This is a genomic window from Flavobacterium sp. (assembly GCF_039930565.1).
Taxonomy (GTDB): domain Bacteria; phylum Bacteroidota; class Bacteroidia; order Flavobacteriales; family Flavobacteriaceae; genus Flavobacterium.
Genome location: NZ_JBDTTP010000007.1, coordinates 1 through 17,152, shown reverse-complemented (window position 1 = coordinate 17,152; position 17,152 = coordinate 1). Strand labels below are relative to the sequence as shown.

The window sequence follows — 17,152 nt, the reverse complement described above, 5'->3', positions numbered from 1 at the left end:
ATTATGTATTATATAGGATATGATATTGGAAGTTCATCTGTCAAGGCAGCCTTGGTAGAAGCCGAAACAGGCAAAAAAATAATTGTTCTGAATGAACCGCAAAATGAAATGGAAATCGTTTCACTTCATTCCGACTGGGCAGAGCAAGATCCCGAAATTTGGTGGAAGCACATTTGTACAGTCACTAAAAGAGCCATTCGTGAGGCAAATATTGATCCGTCAAAAATTACGGGCGTTGGTATTTCCTATCAAATGCACGGACTGGTTATTGTTGATAAAAATTGTGAGCCATTACGAAATTCTATTATTTGGTGTGATAGTAGAGCGGTAGAGATTGGAAATAAAGCTTATGCCGAAATTGGACAAGAAAAATGTTCTGAGCATTTATTGAATTCTCCGGGAAATTTTACTGCTTCAAAGCTTAAATGGGTAAAAGAAAATGAGCCTGAAATTTATAGCAAAATCTATAAATACATGCTTCCGGGTGATTATATCGCCTACAAACTTACCGGAGATGTCACAACAACTAAAAACGGTTTGTCTGAAGGAATGCTTTGGGATTATAAAGAAAATAAAGTAGCCAACTGGTTATTGGATTATTATGGAATTGATCAGTCATTAACACCTACAATTGTAGAAAATTTTACATCTCAGGGAGTTTTAACTGAGAAAGCTTCAAAAGAATCGGGACTTCCAGTTGGTATTCCAGTAGTTTACAGAGCAGGAGACCAGCCTAATAATGCATTATCATTAAATGTTTTAAATCCGGGTGAAGTGGCTGCTACTGGTGGAACTTCTGGAGTATTTTATGCGGTAAGCGGAATACCTTCAGGGAATAAAACCAATAGGGTAAATAACTTTGTACATGTTAATTACGAAGAAAAAAATCCGAGAATTGGTAAGTTGTTAAACATAAACGGAGCAGGAATTCAATACCGTTGGTTACGCAATAACATGGGTGATGAAACCTATGAAACAATGAACAGAAAAGCTTCAAAAATTGCTATCGGTTCTGATGGAGTGGTTGTAATTCCATTCGGAAACGGAGCTGAGCGAATGTTCAATAATAAAAATATCGGAACTCACTTTTTAAACATCAACTTAAATATTCATAACAGTTCCCATTTATTCAGGGCATCTTTAGAAGGAATCGCTTTCTCATTTGTATATGGAATGGAATGTTTAAAGGATGATAATGCGACTATAAACGTGATCAGAGCTGGAAATGATAATTTATTCCGCTCAGAAATTTTCTCTAATACAGTTGCTACGTTAATTGGGCATGAAATAGAAATTTACAATACAACCGGAGCAGTAGGTGCTGCAAGAGCAGTAGGTTTAAGAGATGGTGATTACAATAAATTTGGTTCCAGTATTACGACCAACGATCACGTAATGACCTTTTTACCGCTGAAAAATAAAGAGCCTTATGAAAAGGCGTATCAAAAATGGAAACAAGAGTTAGAACTAATATTAACAAATAAATAAAAAACAAATGATAGTTTTAGGAAATAAAGAATACTTTAAAGGTATTGGCGAAATTAAATTTGAAGGAAAAGAATCTGATAATCCTTTAGCATTTAAATATTACAATCCAGAACAAGTTGTTGCTGGTAAAACAATGCGTGAGCATTTTAGATTTGCTATTGCTTACTGGCATACTTTCTGTGGACAGGGAAGTGACCCGTTTGGACCGGGAACACAAAATTTTGCCTGGGATCAATCTTCAGATGCGGTTCAGGCTGCTAAAGATAAAGCTGATGCTGCTTTTGAATTTATAAGTAAAATGGGATTTGATTATTTCTGTTTTCATGATTATGATTTAGTAGCTGAAGGACCAACTTTTGCTGAGTCTGAAAGACGTTTATCGGCAATTACTGAATATTTAAAACAGAAAAAAGCCGAATCCGGAATAAAATTGCTTTGGGGAACTTCAAACTGTTTTTCGAATCCAAGATTTATGAACGGTGCTGCTACTAATCCAGATTTTAATGTAGTAGCAAGAGCAGGTGGACAGGTAAAATTAGCTTTGGATGCAACTATAGCTTTAGATGGAGAAAACTATGTATTCTGGGGAGGAAGAGAAGGTTATATGTCTCTTTTGAATACAGATATGGGAAGAGAATTAGACCATATGGCTCAATTCTTAACAATGTCAAGAGATTATGCAAGATCTCAGGGTTTTAAAGGAACTTTCTTTATTGAACCAAAACCAATGGAACCATCAAAACATCAATACGATTTTGATTCTGCAACGGCAATTGGATTCTTAAAAGAATACGGTTTGGATAAAGATTTCAAAATTAATATTGAGGTTAACCACGCAACTTTGGCACAGCACACTTTTCAACATGAAATTGAAGTAGCTGCAAAAGCAGGAATGTTAGGAAGTATCGATGCAAACAGAGGTGATTATCAAAATGGTTGGGATACAGATCAATTTCCAAACAATATTCAGGAAACTACAGAAGCAATGCTTGTTTTCTTAAAAGCAGGTGGATTACAAGGTGGTGGAGTTAATTTTGATGCAAAAATTAGAAGAAATTCAACTGACATGGAAGATGTTTTCCTTGCTCACATTGGTGGTGCTGATACTTTTGCAAGAGCTTTATTGACTGCAGATAAAATCATCACTTCATCACCTTACGAAAAATTAAGAAAAGAAAGATATAGTTCTTTTGATTCTGGAAAAGGTAAAGATTTCGCTGATGGAAAGTTAAACCTTAAAGATCTTTATGACCTTGCTAACCAAAATGGTGAACTATCTTTACAAAGTGGTAAACAAGAATTGTTTGAAAATATCATCAATCAATATATATAGGTAAATTTTATAGATCTATGATAGTAAGAAGTTAAAGTTGATTATTCTAATTCCATAATAACTTATGATCAATTATATTAGTCAACTTTAACTTCTTCTGTTTTCTATAATTTTTAAAACTATTAACCCTATTAACAACTAAGTTAATTAAAATTAAAACAAATGAAATTTTTTATAGACACTGCAAATTTAGAAGATATTAAGGAAGCCCAGGCATTAGGAGTTTTAGATGGCGTTACTACAAATCCATCTTTAATGGCTAAAGAAGGAATTTCCGGAAAAGACAATATTTTAAAACATTATCTTGATATCTGCAATATCGTTGATGGTGATGTTTCAGCTGAAGTTATCTCTACCGATTTTGATGGAATGATAAGAGAAGGTGAGGAATTAGCTGCTTTACATAGCCAGATAGTAGTTAAATTACCAATGATCGCTGATGGTATTAAAGCATGCAAATATTTTTCGGATAAAGGAGTTAGAACAAATGTTACTTTGGTTTTCTCTGCTGGACAGGCATTGCTTGCAGCAAAGGCTGGTGCGACTTATGTTTCACCATTTTTAGGCAGGTTAGATGATATCTCGACTGATGGAATGCATCTTATTTCTGAAATCAGAGAGATATATGATAATTATGCTTTTCCAACCCAAATTCTTTCAGCTTCAATTAGACATACTATGCATGTTGTTAACTGTGCAAAAGTAGGGTCAGATGTAATGACCGGACCTTTGTCTTCTATAAAAGGGTTATTAAAACATCCTTTGACTGATATTGGATTAAAACAATTTGTTGAAGATGCCAAAAAGATGAATTTATAATTTAAAGTTGTTTAAATTATATTTGAATAATTAATACAGTTGCAGGAAACCCTTGCGGCTGTTTTTTTTTTTGCTTGTATTTATTGTTAGAATATCGGAAGTGGCTTAATTATGTCTTTAACTTTTTTTATATTTTATACTCTTTATAAATATAAATAAAAGTATTATTCTTATTGATTGCAACAATACTCATATGATAATCTTTTTATTCAAATATCGATTATATACTCATTTACAATTAATCAATTTTTATTTTTTATTTATTTATAACTGCATTGCCTAATTAAAAGTGGATCTGAAAATGTCTTCATTTTTGGTAAAATATAAATTTTTAACTTTATTTTATTCGTAAATTTCTTTCATAAAAGTAATGAAATTTTAAAATTTTATAAACTTTAGAACAACCGATTGTTTGATATTTAATAATATTCTTTTATAAATGATTTCTAAAAAAGCAGCCTGTATTATCCATATTTAATGATATAATTCATGTTATAAGCAGTTTTTAACATTATTTATATTTCAAATTTATTTTTAATAAGTTCTTTTAATCGGATTCTCTTCTGAAATTGATTTTTTATTTTATTTTCTTAAAATACTCTTAATGGCACTATTTTATTTATTTTTTTAAAGTGTATTAAGCTAAATTTTAAATTAATCGCATTTATTTTAAATTATAAAACAATATAGTGTTATTATTATTAGTATTTTTTTTGTAATTCATAAAAAAAAACAACGCAACCGATTGTTCATTACGTAGTTTTTTTTACATTTGTGACAAATACACTTATTGACTAACTAACTAAATATTAATTAAAATCATTTTTTATGACTAACTTTTTTAAAACTAAAAGTAAATCACAATTCTTTAAATGTCTGGGGTTTCTAATCCTGATGTTTATGTTTTCTGTGAATGCTAATGCACAATCAACAGTTTCGGGAACTGTATCTGATGCCAATGGTCCAATACCTGGTGCCAATGTTATCGTAAAGGGAACTAAAAATGGTGCTGCAACAGGTTTTGATGGTAACTATACTATTACGAATGTCCCTGCTAATGCTGTTTTGGTATACAGTTTTTTAGGATTAAATACTAAAGAAGTAAGCGTTCAGGGAAAATCTAAAATCGATGTAGTTTTAGAAGAAAATTCCAATTCCTTAAAAGAAGTTGTTGTTATTGGTTATGGTGTTCAGCGTAAGGAAGCTGTAACCGGATCGGTAGCTTCAATCGGTGGTAGAGAACTGAACGAAGTGCAGTCTGCCAACGTAACACAAGCATTACAAGGAAGATTAGCGGGTGTTGAATTATTACAAACTTCTTCAAAACCTGGAGCAGCTATGCAGATTCGTATCCGTGGTACAAGATCTCTTACAGGAAGCAATGATCCTTTGATTGTTCTTGATGGTGTTCCTTTTGCTGGTCAAATTGGAGATATTAATCCAGTTGATATCAAATCTGTTGATATTTTGAAAGATGCTTCTGCAACTGCTATTTATGGTTCACGTGGTGCGAATGGAGTTATATTAATTACAAGTAACAAAGGACGTAAAAACCAAAAGGCTACATTTAATTACAATGGGTTTAGTGGTATTAAACAAGTTTTTAGTCAATATGATATGATGGATGGTGCTAAGTTCGGTGCGCTTCGTACCGCTGCTCGTTTATATGCTACTGATGGATTGGATGAATCAAGAAGTACAAATACTAATTGGCAGGACGGGCTTTACGGAGCTGGTGAAATGATTAGTCATGATCTAAGTGTTACAGGAGGAACTGAAGGTGGAGCTTACAATGCAGGTTTGGGTTATTATAAAGAAGAGGCGGTATTGCCTGGTCAAAATTTTGAGCGTTTCACACTTAGAGCAGGTTTAGACCAACAGATAGGAAAAGCACTTCGTCTTGGATTCAATACAAATAGTAATTATGCAATTACAAATGGAGATAACATAGGTACAGGTACTGTATTGGGAACTTCTCCTTTAGCTAATCCATATAATGCAGATGGGTCTTTGAAGAGAACTGTTAGGATGCCACTCGATGAAAACTGGGTGTATAATAGAGAAACTATTAACAATCTGGGAGAATCTTATGTTAACTTAAATAAAGCTTTTAGTTCTTATAATAATATTTTTGCTGAAGTTAAAATTCCTGGAGTAGATGGATTAAAATACAGAATGAATACCGGATTAAATTTTCGTGTAGCTAACAGCGGATATTATGAAGGACAAGGAGTATTTGATGTAAATGCGACTACATTATCAGAAGCAGCAATAAGAAATGAGATGTCAACTCAATGGCTTATCGAGAATTTAGTATCATATGATAAGACTTTTGCGGATAAGCATACTATAAACTTTGTTGGACTGTATTCGAATGAGCAATACACGGGTAATACTTCCAGAATAACAAGAAGAGGAATTACTTCTGATGCATTTCAGTTTTACAACTTAGGTCAGAGTGAAGAGCCAATAATTATACCTCCTGGAGATCAGGATTACACACAATGGGGGTTAAGTTCCTACATGGCAAGAGCAATGTATTCCTACGATAATAAATACTTTATTTCAGGAACAGTTCGTTCGGACGGTTCATCAAGATTATCTAAAGATAAGAGATGGGTCACTTATCCGGCAGTTTCTGCAGGTTGGACAGTTTCTAATGAATCTTTTGTGAAGAAACTTTCATGGGTAAATCTATTAAAATTACGTGCTGGTTATGGTGAAACTTCTAATCAGGCTGTAAATCCATATTCTACTTTAGGATCTTTGAGTACCAGACCTTATAATTTTGGAGCTACAAATGCAACAGGAGTATATGTTACAGAATTGACTAATGATAATTTAGGATGGGAGTATTCTACAACCTGGAATTATGGATTGGATTTTGGATTCTTTAATAACCGTTTGTCCGGTACAATTGAATATTACAAAACGAATACAAAAGATCTTTTACAAAGGGTAAATCTTCCGGTAACATCTGGTGTTGGAAGTTATGTAGCGAATGTTGGAGAAAGTGAAAATAAAGGTTACGAAATATCTCTAAACGGAGTAATTCTTGATAATCCAAATGGTTTAAACTGGTCAGTAGGTTTTAACTTATATGCAAATGAGAATAAATTAGTTAAATTGGCATCAGGAGCTTCAAGGGATGAGTCTAACTCTTGGTTTGTTGGTTATAATATCAATTCGATTTATGATTATGAGAAAGTTGGTCTTTGGAAAGAGGGAGATCCATATATGTCAATATTGGAGCCTAACCAGAAATATGGAATTAATGATGCAGGAACTGTTGTAGGATCTATCCAGGTTAAATATAATGGAACTTACAATCCGGATGGTTCGCCAACTCGTGCCATTAATGCAAGTGACAGACAGATAATTGAAACTGATCCGGATTTTCAGGGAGGTTTTAATACTAATTTAAGTTATAAAGGTTTTGATTTCTCTGCAGTTGGAGCATTTAAAAGCGGAGGTGTATTAGTAAGTACTTTATATGGAGGAGCTAGTTACCTTAACCTTCTTAATGGTAGAAGAAGTAATGTAGATGTAGATTACTGGACACCTGATAACAGAGATGCTGAATATCCTAACCCATACGGTCTAAGAAGTGGTGATAACCCAAAATACATGTCAACAATGAGTTATTTTGATGCTTCTTATGTTAAAATTAGAGCAATAACGTTAGGTTATACATTAGATCAGGAGTTTATGAGAAATTTAGGAATTGAAAAATTAAGACTTTATTTTACTGCACAAAATCCTTTTGTATTTTTCTCTCCTTACCATAAAATGTCAGGAATGGATCCTGAAACAAATTCATTTGGAGATGAAAACCAGGCTGTAGCTTCTTACCAACGTAGATTTTTGGTTATTGGAACCAATACACCTACAACCCGAAATTATTTATTAGGACTTAATTTAACATTTTAATCAAGAAGAACTATGAAAAGATATATTTTTAAAAAATTAATTATAGGATCAGTAGTTTTGTTCTCCTTTACAGGCTGCTCTGATATTTTAGAAGAAAAACCGCATGATTTCTACGAACCAGAATATTTTAAAACCCAACAGGGTATAATTCAGGGAATTACCTCGCACTATGCACATTTGAGATGGATATATGGGCAGGCATATTTTTACAATGCTACTCAGACAGGTACAGATGAACACACTTATGCACAACAGGCAGACGGAAATTTTAAAGACCATGATTTATCGGGTGTTGGGGTGATTAATCCTAATTCAAGCAGAGCAGATGTATTGTGGAATAATTCATTTAGTGATATCAATACTGCAAATGGAATTATTGAAAATGGTCCAGCCGTTGGTGTAGCAAGTAGTGTAATTGCTGAGTCTAAATTTTTTAGAGCTTTTGATTATTTTTTATTAGTGCAGACGTTTGGAGGTGTTCCTTTAGATTTAGGACAGGGCGAGTTAAAATTTAATCTTAAACCTTCCAGAACTTCTAAGAGAAATACTGTAACCGAAGTTTACACGAAAACTATTTTTCCTGATCTTATAGCGTCTATAAATGAATTACCTGCTGCTCCAAGGTTTACAGGAACAGCAACAAAGACTTTAGCACGTTTAATATTGGCTAAAGCCTACCTTACTTACGGATGGTGGTTAGAAAACCCAAATAATGTTCCAACCTATCCTGATACACCAAGAACAGATCCTGACGGGCATAATGCGCAATGGTATTTTCAGCAGGCTTATAATTTGTCTTTAGATGGTATTAATAATCCTGGATCATATGGATTATTGCCATACTATTACGATGTAAACTTAGGATCTAATGACCGTAATCAAGAAATGATGCTGTATGCAGACCATACTCAGGCAAGTGAATATTATAATGGAGGAAGTCTTACAAACGGTAGCGGAGGTTCACCAGATCATTTTGCAGGATGGATGTCAACATGGGATTACACCTCTATTAGAAGTATAAATCCGGCAGATGGAAAAGCAGTTTCTAGTGTACAGCGTGCAGCTGACCAATTCTTAGGTCGCCCTTGGGTAAGAATGGCACCTACTATTGAAGTTTTTACCAATACATTTGCAGATAAAACAAATGATTCAAGATATGACGGAACATTTTCTACAGTATACCGTGGAAACTGGAATCTGGCAGGAACAGGATTAACGAATGTAGCAACGCTTAATAATGCTAATGATTTACCGGTAAAACCAGGTGAAGCCATTTTAACTTTCCTGAATGATGAACCAGGAACAGCAATTACTTATTCTGCAACATCTGCAAGCAATATTGGTGCAGGAGTTTTACCGGGCAGAGCTGATTATGTAATTTCTCCATTAGGAATAAGTAGAAGAACCTATCCAGGATTCTGGAAATTAGGTCCATATCGTACTGATAATGGTGGAGGATTAGGACAGCCTAATGCTGGTAGCACAAGACCATTTCCAATTGCTAAATTCTCTGAATTTTACTTTGTTGCGGCAGAAGCAGCAGTAAAAGGAGCAACAGGTAGCATGACTGCCAGAGATCTTATCAATGTAATTCGCGCCCGTGCAGGAAAATGGCGTTGGGACAATAATGGAAGAGTAGCAAAAACTGCAGACAATAGTGCTTTGTTGGTAAGCTCAACTCCTGCAATAATTGATATTAATTATATTTTGGCAGAACGTTCCCGTGAATACTATGGAGAAGGTTACCGTTGGTATGATTTAGTAAGAACACAAAAATGGAATGAGCTTGCGGGTAAATATACAATTGGTGGACCAAATGTTGGAGATCATACTCCAGTAGTTGTTACCAGAACAATAGATCCTCATCATTATTTGCGTCCGATCCCTCAAGGTCAGTTAGATGGTATGGAAATGACTGCTGCTGAAAAAGCTGCATATCAGAATCCAGGATATCTTTAAAATTTATAGATATAATTGCCCCACAATTTAATATTAAAATTTTGAGTTGAATTTTTAAAAAGTTAATACTTAGTTTATTTACATAATTAGTTTTTAACTGGTATTAGTGTTAGTTTAAATTAAAAGCCGGAAGTTTAATCCCTTTCGGCTTTTTCATTATTTTAGATTTATGTTTATTGTAAATAAGTATGAATCAATAGCAATAATAATTACAATGTTAGGTTATAAATCTCTTGGATAAGTTTTAGCTCCAGGATTTATAATAATAATTAAGTGGTAACATATTATTAATTTATTATAATTACTATGAATAAATTTTCAAAACATCATAATGTTAAGATGCTATTAACTTTAGGGTTAATATTTCTTCTGAATATTTCAACGGTTAAAGCCCAACAACCGATAATCCAAACAAAATATACTGCAGATCCTGCACCAATGGTGCATAATGATACTATATTTCTTTATACTTCACATGATGAAGATGATGCAAAAGGTTTTAAAATGCTGAATTGGCTTCTCTACACATCTACTGATATGATCAACTGGACAGAACATGGAATAGTAGCTTCCTTAAAAGATTTTAAATGGGCGAAGCAGGACAATGGTGCCTGGGCTGTACAGTGTATTGAACGTGATGGTAAATTTTACTTATATTGTCCAATGCATGGCGGAGGTATAGGAGTTTTAGTATCAGACAGTCCGTATGGTCCGTTTAAGGATCCAATTGGTAAAAAACTGATTAATTCTGATCATGTCTGGAATGATATAGATCCTAGTCCATTTATTGATGATGACGGTCAGGCCTATTTGTATTGGGGAAATCCGGATTTATATTACGTGAAACTCAATGCAGATATGATATCTTATTCTGGTGAAATTGTAAAAGAAGCTACCAAGCCTAAAAATTATCAGGAAGGACCATGGGTTTGGAAAAAAAATAATCATTATTATTTGTCTTATGCTTCAACCTGTTGTCCCGAAGGAATTGGTTATTCTATGAGTAATTCTCCTTTAGGTCCGTGGGAATATAAAGGAATGATTGTTGATGCAAGTGATAAAACCAGAGGTAACCATCCCGGTATCATAGATTTTAAAGGAAAATCATATTGTTTTGGACATACTTACGATTTGATTAAAAGCGAAACTTCTACATTTTATGAAAGACGTTCTGTAGACGCTGACAGAATTATTTATAATGAAGACGGGACTATTCAAAACCATCCTTATTTTACAAAAGACGGACCTGAGCAAATAGAAACATTAAATCCTTTCTCACGAATTGAAGCCGAGACAATGGCTTGGAGTAAAGGAGTTAAGACAGATAGTGATGTATCAGGCGTGTATGTTACTCAAATTCATAATGGCGATTTTATTCAGATAAGAGGAGTTGATTTTACAAAATCTCCTAAAAAAATAAACCTTATTACAGCATCATTAAATACAGGGATTATAGAGATACATTTAGATAAGCCAGACGGAGAAATTATTACTACTTGTCAAATAGAGAATACGGGTGGAGCCACAAGCTGGAAAACTTTTACCAGCAAAGTAAAAAAAGTAAAAGGTGTGCATGATTTGTTTTTTGTTTTCAAAGGAGGACAAGGGGAATTGTTTAATTTCAATGCATGGAAATTTATTAAATAAGAAAAAAATGAAAAAATTAATTGTTTTATACTGCCTGATTGTTTTTTCTGCAGTTCATTCTCAAAATACGATGTCGGTTTCCAGTCCTAATGGCGATCTAAAAGTAAATGTAGTGCTGAAAAGTGGAAAAATGATGTATTCCGTTAATTACAAGGATGGAATAATAGTAGAGGATTCTCCATTAGGGTTCATTACCAATGCAGGGGATTTTAACACCAATATGAATTTTATAAATTCAACTGTATCCAATGTTGATGAATCATATAAGCAGAATAAAATCAAACAATCAGAGGTAAACTATAAAGCAAATATTTTAAAGTGCTTATTTACAAATTCCAAAGATCAAAAAATAGCTGTTTTATTTCAGGTAAGTAATAATAACATTGCTTTTAGATATGAATTACCGGCTTGGGGAGACACTAAAGTCTGTGTAATTTCAGAAGAAAAAACAGGATTTAAATTCCCGTCATCAACTACTACATTTCTTTCTCCAATGATGAAATCAATGACTGGTTTCGCACGTACTGCACCAAGTTATGAAAGTGGTTACGAAGCTGATGCCCCATTAGATAAAAATACATCTTCGAACGGTTATGTATTTCCGGGACTTTTCCATTTGGGAAATAAAGCATGGGTTTTGTTGTCAGAAACAGGAGTAAGCAGTTTGTATACTGCTTCACATTTAAGCGCTTATAAAGATGGTTTATTTACTGTTGAATATCCAAATCCTGAACAAAATAATGGTTTTGGAAGTTCTGGAGCACAAATAAGTCTGCCGGGAGTTACTCCATGGAGAACAATTACTGTTGGTGAAACATTAAAACCTATTGTTGAGACCACTATTCCTTTTGATGTTGTAAAGGCACTTTACAGCGCATCACAGGATTATAAAATGGGTCGTGCTACCTGGAGCTGGATAGTTTGGCAGGACAACAGTATGAATTACGAAGATCAGGTTAAATATATTGATTTGGCAGCTGAAATGAATTATGAATATATTTTGATTGATGCATGGTGGGATGAAAGAATTGGGTATGAAAAAATGAAAGAACTCATTAAATATGCCAAATCAAAAAATGTTGATGTGTTCTTGTGGTACAATTCTAATGGCTCTGCAAATGATGCCTTCATGACGCCGCTTAACAAAATGAACACAGCAATAGCCCGAAAAACCGAAATGAAATGGCTTAAAGATGCAGGAGTCAAAGGACTTAAGGTTGATTTCTTTGGAGGCGATAAACAGGAAACTATGCGATTATATGAGGATATTCTTTCTGATGCTAATGATTATGGCTTGATGATTATTTTTCATGGTGCGACAGTTCCAAGAGGTTGGGAAAAAATGTACCCGAACTATGTAGGAAGTGAAGCAGTAATAGCGTCAGAGATGCTAATTTTTTCTCAGGATGTTCGTGAAAAAGAAGCTTATTTTGCTTCATTACACCCTTTTATTCGAAATGCGGTAGGCAGTATGGAATTTGGTGGTGTTTTACTAAATAAATTCCTGAATAAAGGAAATGTAAAAGGACAAGAGCGCTTAACAACTGACGCTTTTCAATTGGCTACGGCAGTTTTATTTCAAAACCCTGTTCAAATGTTTGCTTTAACGCCAAACAATCTTAAAGATGTCCCAGCCTTTGAATTGGACTTTATGAAAAAAATTCCAACCACGTGGGATGAAACAGTTTTTATTGATGGTTATCCCGGAAAATACAGCGTAATAGCCAGAAGACAAGCAGAAAAGTGGAATATAGCAGGAATCAATGCAGAAAAGACAGCGAAAAAATTAAAACTTAGCCTGCCAATGCTTTCAGGTAAAAATTGTAAAATCTACAATGATAAAGATGATAAACAAACTTACACAAGCAGTATAAAAATTCCTAAAAACGGTGAATTGTCAATAACAATACAACCTAATGGCGGATTTGTAATAACAAATTAAAATGAAACAGAGCTGTAAAATAATAGCAATACTTATAATCATCTTGAATTACTCTGTTGCAGGAGCGCAAAATCCTATTATACAGACCAATTATACAGCTGACCCGGCTCCAATGGTATATAATGGCAAAGTATATTTATACACCAGCCATGATGAAGATGATTCGACATGGTTTACCATGAATGACTGGCGGTTATATACAACAGACGATATGGTCAATTGGACAGATCATGGAGCAGTGCTGTCTTATAAAGAGTTCAGTTGGGCAAAAATGAATGCGTGGGCACCTCAATGTATAGAACGAAATGGAAAATTTTACATGTATGTGCCCATAACGACAAAAGAAGGAAAAGGGGCAATAGGCGTCGCTGTAGCGGACAGCCCATATGGTCCATTTATAGATCCTTTAGATAAACCTCTGGTTTCTAATAGTAATGCAGATATCGATCCAACCGTTTTTATTGATGATGATGGACAAGCGTATTTATTTTGGGGTAATCCGGTTTGTTATTATGTTAAGCTGAATGAAGATATGATTTCTATTGAAGGTGAAATTAAGCAATTTCCTAATACAGAGGAATCTTTTGGCAAGCGCAAAGGCGAAGAGAATCCTAAAAGACCTACTACTTACGAAGAAGGACCGTGGATGTACAAACGTAATAATCTTTATTATTTATTTTTTGCAGCGGGTCCAATATCAGAGCATATAGGATATTCAACGAGTAATAACCCAACTGGTCCCTGGAAATATCAGGGAGTTGTAATGCCTACGCAAGGAAGTTCCTTTACAAATCATCCCGGGATAATTGATTTTAAAGGGAAAAGTTATTTTTTCTATCACAGCGGTGCTTTACCGGGAGGCAGTGGTTTTACCCGTTCGGTTTGTGTAGAAGAGGCTAAGTTTAATAAAGATGGTTCTATCATACAGATGAACATGACAGATGGTATCAAAAAGAGCTTAAATCCATTAAATCCTTATATTAAGACGGAAGCAGAAACAATAGCGTGGTCTGAAGGTGTAAAATCAATGAAAAATAATGTTGTAGGTAATTTTATCACGGCAAAATACAATGATGCTTTCACCAAAGTAAAAGAAGTAGATTTTCGTAAAGAAGGAGCTTCAAAATTTTCAGCACGAATGGGCACCGTCCATAATGGTAATGTTTCCATGGAAATAAGATTAGACAGTAAACACGGGGATTTAATCGGAACAGTAAATATTCCTATGACAGGTGGAGATGACAGATGGGTACTACAAACAATTGATATAAAAAAGGTATCCGGTATTCATGATGTATATTTCGTTTTCAAAGGAAAAACCAAAAAGGATATCATGTATTTTGATTACTGGAAATTCTCAAAGTAATAAATTTTTCAAAAAAAACAATCGGTTGTTTTTAAAAGTTTAATTTTAGAATTAAAATTAAAATTAAACAAGAATAAATACTTACTAATGAGAAGTATAAAATACATAATAGAAAAAAGAAAAAATTAATGAAAAATAAAGAATTAAAATTTAGCGTAATGAAAAACACACAGCTACTGTTATTATTGAGTATCGTTTTATTTTCCTTTACTGAATCCAACAGTCAAAACAAGCAGAAGAAAAACCAGCCATTATTTTCTAACTTTATTTATGAAGGTAAAGATCAGGTATATATAGATAATCCATTAAAATCAGATGAGTTTTATACTCCAATTTTACAGGGATGTTATCCTGATCCTGCCATTACAAAAAAAGGGGATGATTATTATATGGTTTGTTCCTCTTTTGCGATGTTTCCGGGAGTTCCGGTTTTTCATTCGAAAGATTTAGTAAACTGGACTGATCTGGGAGGTGTATTAAATGATGTTACACAATTCAATCCGCATGACACGGGTATTAGCCAAGGAGTTTATGCTCCGGGTATTACTTACAACCCCCATAATGATACATTCTATATGATTGTAACAGCATTTTCAGGAGGTCTTGGAAATATTATCGTTAAAACAAAAGATCCAAAAAAAGGTTGGGGAAACCCAATAAAGCTTGATTTTGGAGGTATTGATCCTTCGATTTTCTTTGATGATAATGGTAAAGGTTATATCGTACATAATGATGCTCCGGATAAAGGGAAGGAACGTTACAGCGGACATCGTGTTATTAAAATGTGGGAATATGATGTTGAAAATGATAAGGTAATTGCCGGTTCAGATAAAATTATAGTTGATGGAGGAGTTGATCCTGCTCAAAAACCAATTTGGATTGAAGCCCCACATCTTTATAAAAAAGACGGTAAATATTTCTTGATGTGTGCCGAAGGTGGAACCGGAGGATGGCATAGTGAAGTTATTTTTAAAAGTGACAGTCCGAAAGGGCCATTTATTCCTGCACCAAGTAATCCAATTTTAACACAAAGATATTTTGGTAAAGATCGCAAAAACAAAGTAGACTGGGCAGGTCATGCCGATTTGATTAAAGGACCTGGTGATAAATATTATGGTGTTTTCTTAGCAGTTAGGCCTAATGAAAAAAACAGGGTAAATACAGGTCGTGAAACTTTCATACTGCCAGTTGACTGGTCAGGGGAGTTTCCAGTATTTGAAAATGGTTTAATTCCTTTAGAACCAAAACTAAAAATGCCACAAGGTGTAACTCAAAATAAAACAGGTAAGGAAGGATTTTTTCCTAATGGAAATTTCACTTTCAATGATAATTTCACATCAAACAAATTAGATTATCGTTGGATTGGTCTAAGAGGCCCGCGTGAAAAATTTACTGCCATTACCAAAAAAGGATTGCAAATTAATCCATTTGATACCAATATAAAAGATTTAAAACCGACATCAACATTGTTTTATCGTCAACAGCACAATAATTTTTTATTGACAACAACTGTTGATTACAAACCAAAATCAGATAAAGATTTAGCTGGAGTTGTAGCCCTGCAAAACGAAGGTTCTAATTATGTTTTTGGTATTACAATGAAGGATAAGGACTATTATGTTGTACTTCAAAAAAACCAGAAAACAAAAAGAGATGCACCAATAAACTCTACAATTGTAGCAAGTGCTAAAATAGATATTAAAAAGCCTGTTCAGCTTCAAATGAAAGCTAATGGAGATGATTATACATTTGGTTATTCTGTTAATGGAACTGAGTTTGTAAATGTAGGAGGAACGGTTTCCGGAGACATTTTATCAACTGATGTTGCAGGTGGTTTTACAGGCTGTTTATTAGGTTTGTATGCTACTGAAAATAATGATGCAAAGCCTTGATAGAGTAACTTCAACAATGTGATTATGTTACGAATCGCTGCCTTAAGATTAACTATTAAAAAACTGAATTATGAAGTTCAAAAGTTTAAAATATATATTGATACTTATCTGTATTCAATCCTCATTTGCTCAAATGCAGCCATTCAAATTGCAGGAAGTCAAGCTAACTGACGGAATGTTTAAAAATGCTCAGGATGTGGATTTAAAATACATTTTAGAACTTAATCCAGATAAATTGCTCGCTCCTTATTTGATTGATGCCGGATTACCACTGAAAGCTGAACGATATGGCAATTGGGAAAGTTCAGGATTAGACGGACATATAGGAGGCCATTATTTGTCTGCTTTAGCCATGATGTATGCCAGTACGGGAAATACCGAACTAAAAACACGTCTGGATTATATGGTAAATGAACTGGCTCTTTGTCAGGCGAAAAATGGCAACGGCTATGTTGGGGGTATTCCTAATGGAAAAGTTTTTTGGGAGCGTATTCACAATGGAGATATTGATGGAAGCACTTTCGGATTAAATAATACCTGGGTACCCATTTACAATATTCATAAACTTTTTGCTGGTTTACGTGATGCTTATGAAATTACAGATAATGAACAATCTAAAAAAGTTTTAATAGGATTAGGTGATTGGTTTATTGAATTGATAAAACCGCTTTCTAATGAGCAAATTCAGAAAATTTTGGATACCGAACACGGCGGAATTAATGAAACTTTTGCCGATTTGTATATCATTACAAAAGATAAAAAATACCTTGAAGCTG

10 protein-coding genes are annotated in these 17,152 nt (G+C 33.9%); all 10 read left to right on the top strand.

Features of this window, described 5'->3' with window-relative positions:
• Window positions 1-3 precede the first annotated feature (3 nt).
• Window positions 4-1,488 carry an FGGY family carbohydrate kinase gene (locus tag ABI657_RS03425; protein ID WP_348095837.1) on the top strand — a complete coding sequence of 495 codons (1,485 nt, stop codon included), beginning with the start codon at window positions 4-6 and terminating at the stop codon, window positions 1,486-1,488.
• Window positions 1,489-1,495: 7 nt separating this feature from the next.
• Complete coding sequence (gene xylA / locus ABI657_RS03420) at window positions 1,496-2,821, top strand: xylose isomerase (RefSeq protein WP_348095836.1); 1,326 nt, start codon at window positions 1,496-1,498, stop codon at window positions 2,819-2,821.
• 162 nt (window positions 2,822-2,983) lie between these two features.
• Window positions 2,984-3,640 (top strand): fructose-6-phosphate aldolase, encoded by a 657-nt coding sequence (fsa, locus tag ABI657_RS03415; protein ID WP_348095835.1) that lies wholly within the window; start codon window positions 2,984-2,986, stop codon window positions 3,638-3,640.
• Between the two features lie 828 nt (window positions 3,641-4,468).
• Window positions 4,469-7,570 (top strand): TonB-dependent receptor, encoded by a 3,102-nt coding sequence (locus ABI657_RS03410; RefSeq protein ID WP_348095834.1) that lies wholly within the window; start codon window positions 4,469-4,471, stop codon window positions 7,568-7,570.
• A 12-nt stretch (window positions 7,571-7,582) separates the two neighbouring features.
• A complete protein-coding gene (locus ABI657_RS03405) occupies window positions 7,583-9,529 on the top strand; it encodes a RagB/SusD family nutrient uptake outer membrane protein (protein ID WP_348095833.1) in 1,947 nt (648 codons plus the stop codon).
• 306 nt (window positions 9,530-9,835) lie between these two features.
• The gene (locus ABI657_RS03400) at window positions 9,836-11,176 is read left to right on the top strand and encodes a glycoside hydrolase family 43 protein (RefSeq protein ID WP_348095832.1); all 1,341 of its coding nucleotides are present in this window, start codon (window positions 9,836-9,838) and stop codon (window positions 11,174-11,176) included.
• A gap of 7 nt (window positions 11,177-11,183) precedes the next feature.
• Complete coding sequence (locus tag ABI657_RS03395; RefSeq protein ID WP_348095831.1) at window positions 11,184-13,118, top strand: glycoside hydrolase family 97 catalytic domain-containing protein; 1,935 nt, start codon at window positions 11,184-11,186, stop codon at window positions 13,116-13,118.
• A gap of 1 nt (window position 13,119) precedes the next feature.
• Window positions 13,120-14,484 carry a glycoside hydrolase family 43 protein gene (locus ABI657_RS03390; protein WP_348095830.1) on the top strand — a complete coding sequence of 455 codons (1,365 nt, stop codon included), beginning with the start codon at window positions 13,120-13,122 and terminating at the stop codon, window positions 14,482-14,484.
• A gap of 128 nt (window positions 14,485-14,612) precedes the next feature.
• Window positions 14,613-16,376, top strand: coding sequence for a glycoside hydrolase family 43 protein (locus ABI657_RS03385; protein ID WP_348095829.1), 1,764 nt, complete (start codon window positions 14,613-14,615; stop codon window positions 16,374-16,376).
• Window positions 16,377-16,446: 70 nt separating this feature from the next.
• Window positions 16,447-17,152: beta-L-arabinofuranosidase domain-containing protein (locus ABI657_RS03380; RefSeq protein WP_348095828.1), on the top strand; the 706-nt coding region annotated here is incomplete at its 3' end.

Excerpts from the sequence above, each read along its gene's own strand:
- ABI657_RS03425 (WP_348095837.1), top strand. The coding sequence starts at position 4 with ATGTATTATATAGGATATGATATTGGAAGTTCATCTGTCAAGGCAGCC.
- xylA (WP_348095836.1), top strand. The coding sequence starts at position 1,496 with ATGATAGTTTTAGGAAATAAAGAATACTTTAAAGGTATTGGCGAAATT.
- fsa (WP_348095835.1), top strand. The coding sequence starts at position 2,984 with ATGAAATTTTTTATAGACACTGCAAATTTAGAAGATATTAAGGAAGCC.
- ABI657_RS03410 (WP_348095834.1), top strand. The coding sequence starts at position 4,469 with ATGACTAACTTTTTTAAAACTAAAAGTAAATCACAATTCTTTAAATGT.
- ABI657_RS03405 (WP_348095833.1), top strand. The coding sequence starts at position 7,583 with ATGAAAAGATATATTTTTAAAAAATTAATTATAGGATCAGTAGTTTTG.
- ABI657_RS03400 (WP_348095832.1), top strand. The coding sequence starts at position 9,836 with ATGAATAAATTTTCAAAACATCATAATGTTAAGATGCTATTAACTTTA.
- ABI657_RS03395 (WP_348095831.1), top strand. The coding sequence starts at position 11,184 with ATGAAAAAATTAATTGTTTTATACTGCCTGATTGTTTTTTCTGCAGTT.
- ABI657_RS03390 (WP_348095830.1), top strand. The coding sequence starts at position 13,120 with ATGAAACAGAGCTGTAAAATAATAGCAATACTTATAATCATCTTGAAT.
- ABI657_RS03385 (WP_348095829.1), top strand. The coding sequence starts at position 14,613 with ATGAAAAATAAAGAATTAAAATTTAGCGTAATGAAAAACACACAGCTA.